Origin of the sequence: Streptomyces apricus, from assembly GCF_008369065.1 — a bacterium.
In the GTDB taxonomy this organism is placed as follows: Bacteria; Actinomycetota; Actinomycetes; order Streptomycetales; family Streptomycetaceae; genus Streptomyces; species Streptomyces apricus.
Genome location: NZ_VDFC01000046.1, coordinates 334,844 through 342,699 on the forward strand (window position 1 = coordinate 334,844; position 7,856 = coordinate 342,699).

Genomic DNA, 7,856 nt, shown 5'->3' on the forward strand with positions numbered 1-7,856 from the left:
GACGTGTACCGCGTCGCGGGGGCGGGCGGGGCCGGTTCGCTCATCGGAGCCTCCCCCGTGCCGTGCCGCCCGCCCACGCCGAGTGCAGCCGTTCCACCTGGACGGCGACCTCGGGCACCCTCATGCCCGCCAGCGTCTCCACCCGCCGGGCGACCTGCCGGCGCACGGCACCGCAGCGGGCGCCGATGTCGCAGGGGTAGCCGAGTTCCAGGCCGACCCGGACGCGGGCGAGGCCGTGGTGGACGACGACCCAGGCATGCGGGGGCTCAGCGCCCGGAGGCAGCGCGTCGATCGCCTCGCGTGCCGCCTGTGCGGCGATCTTCGCGACGACCCGGTCGGCGACCTGGGTGGCACCGCGCTCGCCGGGCGCGACGGTGCGGCCGGAACGGGCCCCGGGGGCTTCGGCGGCCGCGGTGGGTTCGACGGACACGCGCGTCACCGCCCGCGGTCGTCGCGGGCACCGCGGGAACGGAAGAAGTCACCGGGGTCCAGGTCGCCCTCCAGGAAGCGGCCCACGACGAAGCCGACGGCGCCCAGCGCCGCCACCAGCAGGAACGCGCCGAATCCGCCGAAGTACCCGGCGAATCCCAGCGCCATTCCGGCGATCATGCCGATCACGGCCACGCTCATGGTGCGCTCCTCAACAGGGGACGGACGGAGGGGAACAGACACGGACGGGTCTGCGGTACGGCGTCACTGGAGCCGGCTCTCCGGTTCGTCGTCCTCCTCCTCGGGCAGCTTGACGTCGCTGACCGCGATGTTGACCTCGACGACCTCAAGCCCCGTCATGCGCTCGACGGCCGCGATGACGTTCTCCCGTACGTCGCGGGCGACGTCGGCGATGGAGACCCCGTAGTCGACGACGATCTCCAGGTCGAGCGCGGTCTGCACCTCGCCGACCTCGGCCTTGACCCCGCGGGTGACGGACTTCGAGCCGCCGCCCGGCACCCGGTCGCGCACGGCGCCGAAGGTCCGTGAGATCCCGCTGCCCATGGCGTGCACGCCGAGGACGTCGCGGGCGGCGAGCCCGGCGATCTTCTCGACGACGCCGTCCGCGATGGTGGTGCGTCCCCGGGACGACGGGTCGCCGCCGCCGCGCCTGGTCGCGCCGGACTTCCTGGGCTGCTGCTGGTCCGGTTGCTCGGTCTCGGGGATTTCCGGCTTCCGCTGCGTCATGTCGCTCATCGCCACGCATCCCTTCGGTAGGCCTCTTCGCCCACATTAAGTCCGGTTGCCGGGTCGCGCGCCGGGGATGCGGCAGGGTGGGACCATGACGGCGGACCGATGGACGCAGGCGGTACGGCAGCAGCTGGGTCTCGGCAGACTGCTGCCGTTGGGCGGTGCGGGTGACGGGGCGTGGATCACCGAGGCGGCGGCCGTCTCCGTGCTGCGCCACGGGGTACGCCAGGTGCCGTACGTGCGCCTGGGCCCGGTGCGCCTGGAACTCGTCGACCCGGACCGCGCGGCCGAGCCGGCCGTGCCCCCGCCGCCGAGCGCGCTGCCGCCCGGCCCGCTGCGCGTCACCGCCGGGTTCGCCGCCTCACCGGCCGAGCCGCTGCCCGTGACGGCGTCCCGGCTGCGCGAGGCCTTCACCCGGACGGCGACGCGGACGCTGGGCCTGCGGGTCACGGAGGTGGACCTGCGGGTGACGGGCCTGCTGGAGGAGGACCCGGGTACGGCGGACAGGGACGGCGGGGACGGGGACGGAGCCGGCGGTCACCCGCACGCAGCGGAACCCCGGCCGGACGGCCTCGGACCGGCCGACCTCCGGCTGGACGGCGAGGAGGCCCGGGTGGCCGCCGCCGTACGCTCCGTCCCCGGTGTCACCCGTTTGGACGCGGTCCACCTCACGCACCCCGAGGGCGCCTCCGGTGCCCCGGCGCTCCCCCGCCGCCACGTCCGTGTMGAGATCGGGGCGACGACGGCCGTCCGCACCCTGGACCTGGCGGAGGCCGTCCGCAAGAACGTCACGGCGGCCCTCCCCGACCACCCGTCGGCAGCGGTCCTGGTGACGGCCCTGACGCCCCTCTAGAGGGCGGGGGTGCAGGGGTGCGGGACCGCGGCCTGTGCGGGCCGAAGGCCCGCAGGGCTCAGAAGGCTCAGAGGGCTCAGTCGGAGAGTCCCGCCAGGTCCCGCAGCCGCCGCCCCTGGGCCGCCCGCTCGGCGACCCGCTGCTCCTCGTACGTACGCTCCACCGCACCCTGCAGCAGCGCCTTGGTCTCGATCAGGGCGTCCCTCGGCGCGGCGACCAGCGCCGCCGCCAGCTCCGCCACCGAGTCGTCGAGCCGTCCGGCGGGCACGGCGAGGTTGGCGAGCCCGCTGCGCTGCGCCTCCTCCGCGCCCACGAACCGTCCCGTCGCGCAGATCTCCAGCGCCCGGGCGTACCCGACGAGTCCGACCAGCGGATGCGTACCCGTGAGGTCGGGCACCAGGCCGAGGCCGGTCTCGCGCATGGCGAACTGCACGTCGTCGGCGACGACGCGCAGGTCACAGGCGAGGGCGAGCTGGAAGCCGGCTCCGATGGCATGCCCCTGCACCGCGGCGACGGACACGATGTCGCTGCGCCGCCACCAGGTGAATCCGTCCTGGTACTCGGCGATGGCCGCGTCGAGTTCGGCGTCGGAACCGCGCGCGAGGTCGATGAACGACGGCTCGCCGTCGAACCCCTCGGGCGTGAACGCCTGCCGGTCGAGCCCCGCCGAGAAGGACTTGCCCTCGGCGCGCAGCACGACGACACGGACGGTGCCCGGCAGCAGCCGCCCCGCCTCGGCCAGCGCCCGCCACAGAGCGGGGCTCTGCGCGTTGCGCTTGGCCGGATTGGTGAGCGTCACCGTGGCGATCGCGTCGTCCACGGCGAGCCGTACGCCGTCCTTGTCGAGCAGCGGGTCGAACGAAGCCATGGGGCGCCTCCGATGGGTGCGGTCGAGGAGGGCGCCGTAGGAGCACACCCTCTAAGTGACTGCACAGTAACCACCCGGACGGTCAAGGGACCGACCGGGTGGCCACCATCGAGAACGAGTAGCCGCCCGGCGTCAGCTCGACGCGGACTTCTTTCCGCGCGTCGCGCCGCCACGCCCACGCAGCGTGACACCCGACTCGCTGAGCATCCGGTGCACGAAGCCATACGAGCGGCCGGTCTCCTCGGCCAGCGCTCGGATGCTCGCACCGGAGTCGTACTTCTTCTTCAGGTCTGCCGCGAGCTTGTCGCGCGCGGCGCCGGTTACCCGGCTGCCCTTCTTCAGAGTCTCGGCCACCCGTGCCTCCTCAGCGGAAGTGCGCTCTGGACTTCTCATGATCACCCCTCAAGAGCGTCCTGGCCACCCATTCGGCAAGGTCGATGGGACGAGCTTGCGCGGCGCACGCCCGTCACCACGAGCGGAATCTCGTATTCCATCCGCTCACTGTCCGTGCACCCGGTCCGGTTCGCGGACGAAGGGCCAGGTCAGCGACGCGCGACGGCCGGGCCCCCGGGGACGGAGGGTCCGGCCGCAAAATCGGTGTATGACACACCTCGGTACGAGGAGATCTCACACAGATGGGGGATCACCGATCGGCCGAATGATCCATACGAAGTGGATCAGTCAATCGATCAACCATTTCGGTCCGCTCGCCGGGTCGTCCGCCGGCCCGTCCGCCGGCCCGTCCACCGGGCCGGCCGCTCAGGCGAGGGCCACGAGGTCCTGGTAGTCGGCGCCCCACAGGTCCTCGACACCGTCGGGCAGCAGGATGATCCGCTCGGGCTGGAGCGCCTCGACGGCCCCCTCGTCGTGCGTGACGAGGACGACCGCGCCCTTGTAGGTGCGCAGCGCGCCGAGGATCTCCTCGCGGCTGGCCGGGTCGAGGTTGTTCGTCGGCTCGTCCAGCAGCAGGACGTTCGCGGACGAGACCACGAGGGTGGCGAGCGCGAGGCGGGTCTTCTCGCCGCCGGACAGGACGCCGGCCGGCTTGTCGACGTCGTCGCCGGAGAACAGGAACGAGCCGAGCGTCTTGCGCACGTCCACGAGGTCGAGGTCGGGGGCGGCGGAGCGCATGTTCTCCAGGACCGTGCGCTCGGGGTCGAGGGTCTCGTGCTCCTGCGCGTAGTAGCCGAGCTTGAGGCCGTGGCCCTCGACGACCTGCCCGGTGTCGGGCTTCTCGGCGCCGCCGAGCAGGCGCAGCAGGGTCGTCTTGCCGGCGCCGTTCAGGCCGAGGATGACGACGCGGGAGCCCTTGTCGATGGCCAGGTCGACGTCGGTGAAGATCTCCAGGGAGCCGTAGGACTTGGACAGGCCCTCGGCCATCAGCGGGGTCTTGCCGCACGGGGAGGGGTCGGGGAAGCGCAGCTTGGCGACCTTGTCCGACTTGCGCTCGGCCTCCAGGCCCGCCAGGAGCTTGTCCGCGCGCTTGGCCATGTTCTGGGCGGCGACGGTCTTGGTGGCCTTGGCGCGCATCTTGTCGGCCTGCGAGTGCAGGGCGGCGGCCTTCTTCTCGGCGTTCTGCCGCTCGCGCTTGCGGCGCTTCTCGTCGGCCTCGCGCTGCTGCTGGTACAGCTTCCAGCCCATGTTGTAGACGTCGATCTGGGCGCGGTTCGCGTCCAGGTAGAACACCTTGTTGACGACCGTCTCGACCAGGTCGACGTCGTGGGAGATCACGATGAAGCCGCCGCGGTACGTCTTCAGGTAGTCGCGCAGCCAGACGATCGAGTCGGCGTCGAGGTGGTTCGTGGGCTCGTCGAGGAGCAGGGTGTCGGCGTCCGAGAAGAGGATGCGCGCCAGCTCGATGCGGCGGCGCTGACCGCCGGAGAGCGTGTGGAGGGGCTGGCCGAGCACGCGGTCGGGGAGGTTGAGCGCGGCGGCGATGGTGGCGGCCTCGGCCTCGGCGGCGTACCCGCCCTTGGTGAGGAACTCCGTCTCCTGGCGCTCGTACTGACGCATCGCCTTCTCGCGGGTGGCGCCCGTGCCGTTCGCGATGCGCTGCTCGTTCTCGCGCATCTTGCGGATCAGGGTGTCCAGGCCGCGTGCGGACAGGATGCGGTCGCCGGCCAGCATGTCGAGGTCGCCGGTGCGCGGGTCCTGCGGGAGGTAGCCGACCTCTCCGGAGCGGGCGACGGTGCCGGCGGCGGGCACGCCCTCGCCGGCCAGGACCTTGGTGAGGGTGGTCTTGCCCGCGCCGTTGCGGCCGACCAGGCCGATGCGGTCGCCCTTGGTGATGCGGAAGGTGGCGGACTCGATGAGGACGCGGGCACCGGCGCGAAGCTCGATGCCGGAGGCGGAAATCACGGACGGACTCCTGGGCAGGGTTGACGACGGGGTGGGTGGTTGCGGGCGTTCACGCCGTCTAATGCACGAGGAGAATGGCCATGGGCCAAGTCTAACGGGGCGATGCAACCACTTTTCCTGCGTGCGGATGTCGGGGACGTGACGTCCGCCGCCCGCCCGCGGGCACCGCCGGGCCGTCGCCCGGCAGGTCACCGCGGGGCGGGTCCGGCCGGGCGGCGTTGTCAGTGGGGGGTGCCAGACTGTGGGGCAGGTCACAATCAGGCGATGTCCCGGCAGTGGGCGGGGCCGCGGGACCGGAGGGAGTGGTCGCCATGGCGGGTACGGAGAGCGGGCGCCCGGGCATCTGCCCGACGCTGCTGTACGCGGACGCGAAGTCCGCGATCAGGCAGCTGACGGAGGCGTTCGGCTTCACCGAGGCGTCGGTGTACGAGGACGAGGACGGCAGGGTGGTGCACGCCGAGCTGGTGCAGGGCAACGGAGCGGTGATGCTGGGCTCCAGGGGCACCGGGAGCCGCTTCGACGAGGCCATGAAGGGGGCTGGTCCCGCCGGGGTGTACGTCGTCGTGGACGACGTGGACGCGCACCACCAGCAGGCCGTCGACCACGGCGCGGAGATCCTGATGCCCCCGACGGACCAGGACCACGGGTCGCGGGACTACATGGCCCGGGACGTGGAGGGCAACATCTGGAGCTTCGGCACGTACGCCCCGGAGACCAGGGTCTGACCACCGCGCAGATCGGCGAGGCCGACCGCGCCCCTCAAGGGGCGCGGGGAACTGCGCGAGCGACCACGACGGCGCCGCAGACGGCCGACGGCACGTCGCCGCACCTCCGGCGCAGCGCCTAGCGCCCCCGGTGGACCTGGAAGGCCGCGCGGCGCACTGCCTTGGCGAGGGCCGGGTCGGGGTGGGCGGCGGCGAGCGCGACCAGGACCTGCACCGTGCGCGGGTGCCCGACCGCGCGCACCTCGTCGAGGAGCGCGGGGACGGTCGCCTGCACCGCGGACTCCAGGTGCCGTACGAGGAGCGGGGCCTCGCCGTGGTCGGCGACGGCCGCGGCGGTGTCCACCCACAGCCAGGTGGCCTCCTCGCGGGTGAGCACCAGGTGGGCGTCCTCGGGGTCGTGCCCGTCGTGCTCGGCGAGCCACAGCAGGGCGTACGGGCGCAGCGGCGTCTCGTCCACCACTGAGCGGACGTCCGGCTCGGCGGGGGCGCCGACCACGCGCAGCGCCTCGAAGGCCAGCCCGCGCAGCAGGGCGTCCTCGCCGCGGGCGGCGGCGAGGAGTTCGGTGACGGCGCTGCCGACGGGCCGGGCGGCGAGCCAGGCGCGGTACTCGGCGCGGGCCGCGTTGGGCCGCAGCTGGGCGCAGCCGCGGAGCATGTCCTCGGCGCCCTGCTCGATGTTCCCGGCGGGGCTCTGCGCGGCGACGCAGATCTGCTCCAGCTTGACCCAGACCGCCCAGCTGCCGAGCGGGGTGAGCGTGGCCTGGCCCTCGTCGCAGGTCAGGGCGCCGACGGCGGCGAGGGCGTGCAGCGCCCAGTCCAGCAGGGGGGCGAGCGGGGTGTCCTCGGCCGGGGCCGCCTGGCCCTCCGGGACCGCCGTGCTTGCCGCGCTCTCGACGGGATCGGGCTGCGGCCCGTAGGGGATCTCGCAGCGCTCGGTGCGCAGTTCCGTGACGCGCTGCTCCAGCAGGTCGAGGAGCTGGGGCACGGGGACGGGGCCCGCGGACAGCTGCAGGAAGGAGAGGACCTGGGGCATCGCGGAGACGACCTCGGCGACGGCGGCGGGTTCGCGTCCGTCGGGGCCGGGGTGGGCGATCGACCAGGCGTCGAAGAAGGCGACCCAGCCGCGCAGTACGGCGCTGTCGTCGCGGTCCCAGGCGCGCAGCCGCCAGCCGGGGCGCGCGGTGTCGCCGTGCACCTCGATGAGGCCGGCCAGCCGGGCGACGTCCCAGTCCGCCCGCACCTGATCCGGGGTCAGGTCCAGGTCGGCGGCGGCGCGTCGGGCGGTCGCGTCGGAGAGGGTGCCGGCGCCCTCGGGACCGCCGGCGRCGGGGCCGCTGCCGTCGGAGCCGTTGCGGGACGTGCCGTCGACGGCCGTGGGGCCGCGGTCCCGGGCGGGGCTCAGGCTGGTGTCGGCCCAGCGGGCGACCCGGGCCGCGCCGGCCAGCACGGCGCGTGCCATGCGGGCGAGTTCCGCCGGTGCCGGAGTGCCCTCTGGCGGGCGCGGCGCGGGTCGGCGGGCGGGCCTCTGGGCCATCGCTCGGGGGGCGGCCGCCAGGGTTCGCGGGCGGACGAGTCGGAGCCTGGAGTCGCGCGGGATACGGGACGTCACGGGGGCAGTCTTCCGGTTGACGGTCCGAAAACCCAAACGGAATGCCTCCTGGACCCACCCGGGCACCTGTCGGACCGGGCGGGGCAGGGGCTCCGACGGGTGCACGCCCCTTGGTACAGGGTTAAACGGAAGCTCCGGTGCCGAGCCCGGGAAAGGGCTATACCAGCGGGGTGAGGAAGCGGCGCAGGGCCTCCTCGTAGGCGGCGGGGTCCGCGTTCCACATGGCGCCGTGGGAGGCGTCGCGGACCGTGCGGAGGGTGACGA

Annotated in this window: 9 protein-coding genes; 2 read left to right on the top strand and 7 right to left on the bottom strand. The window is 73.6% G+C overall.

Annotation, left to right across the window (positions count from 1 at the left end):
• Positions 1-40: 40 nt before the first annotated feature.
• The 3 genes from FGF04_RS21580 to FGF04_RS21590 all read right to left on the bottom strand — a co-directional run bounded on the left by FGF04_RS21580 (position 41) and on the right by FGF04_RS21590 (position 1,185).
• Positions 41-430 carry an Asp23/Gls24 family envelope stress response protein gene (locus FGF04_RS21580; protein ID WP_149512953.1) on the bottom strand — a complete coding sequence of 130 codons (390 nt, stop codon included), beginning with the start codon at positions 428-430 and terminating at the stop codon, positions 41-43.
• 5 nt (positions 431-435) lie between these two features.
• Positions 436-630: a hypothetical protein gene (locus tag FGF04_RS21585; protein ID WP_149512954.1), complete on the bottom strand. Its 195-nt coding sequence runs from the start codon at positions 628-630 to the stop codon at positions 436-438.
• Between the two features lie 63 nt (positions 631-693).
• The gene (locus tag FGF04_RS21590) at positions 694-1,185 is read right to left on the bottom strand and encodes an Asp23/Gls24 family envelope stress response protein (protein ID WP_149512955.1); all 492 of its coding nucleotides are present in this window, start codon (positions 1,183-1,185) and stop codon (positions 694-696) included.
• A gap of 85 nt (positions 1,186-1,270) precedes the next feature.
• Between FGF04_RS21590 and FGF04_RS21595 the strand changes: the two genes are divergently transcribed.
• Complete coding sequence (locus tag FGF04_RS21595; RefSeq protein WP_149512956.1) at positions 1,271-2,032, top strand: nucleopolyhedrovirus P10 family protein; 762 nt, start codon at positions 1,271-1,273, stop codon at positions 2,030-2,032.
• A 76-nt stretch (positions 2,033-2,108) separates the two neighbouring features.
• Here FGF04_RS21595 and FGF04_RS21600 read toward each other — a convergent pair whose 3' ends face one another.
• From FGF04_RS21600 to FGF04_RS21610, 3 genes are all read right to left on the bottom strand, one after another.
• Entirely contained in the window at positions 2,109-2,900 is a 792-nt protein-coding gene (locus FGF04_RS21600) for an enoyl-CoA hydratase/isomerase family protein (RefSeq protein WP_149512957.1), read from the bottom strand.
• A gap of 132 nt (positions 2,901-3,032) precedes the next feature.
• Positions 3,033-3,254: a helix-turn-helix domain-containing protein gene (locus FGF04_RS21605; protein WP_188114171.1), complete on the bottom strand. Its 222-nt coding sequence runs from the start codon at positions 3,252-3,254 to the stop codon at positions 3,033-3,035.
• Positions 3,255-3,659: 405 nt separating this feature from the next.
• Complete coding sequence (locus FGF04_RS21610) at positions 3,660-5,258, bottom strand: ABC-F family ATP-binding cassette domain-containing protein (protein WP_149512959.1); 1,599 nt, start codon at positions 5,256-5,258, stop codon at positions 3,660-3,662.
• 311 nt (positions 5,259-5,569) lie between these two features.
• On the opposite strand from FGF04_RS21610, the gene FGF04_RS21615 reads away from it, so the two are divergent.
• On the top strand, positions 5,570-5,983 hold the full coding sequence (locus FGF04_RS21615) for a VOC family protein (RefSeq protein WP_149512960.1): 414 nt from the start codon (positions 5,570-5,572) through the stop codon (positions 5,981-5,983).
• Between the two features lie 118 nt (positions 5,984-6,101).
• Here FGF04_RS21615 and FGF04_RS21620 read toward each other — a convergent pair whose 3' ends face one another.
• Positions 6,102-7,592, bottom strand: coding sequence for a hypothetical protein (locus tag FGF04_RS21620; RefSeq protein WP_188114172.1), 1,491 nt, complete (start codon positions 7,590-7,592; stop codon positions 6,102-6,104).
• Between the last annotated feature and the right edge of the window lie 264 nt (positions 7,593-7,856).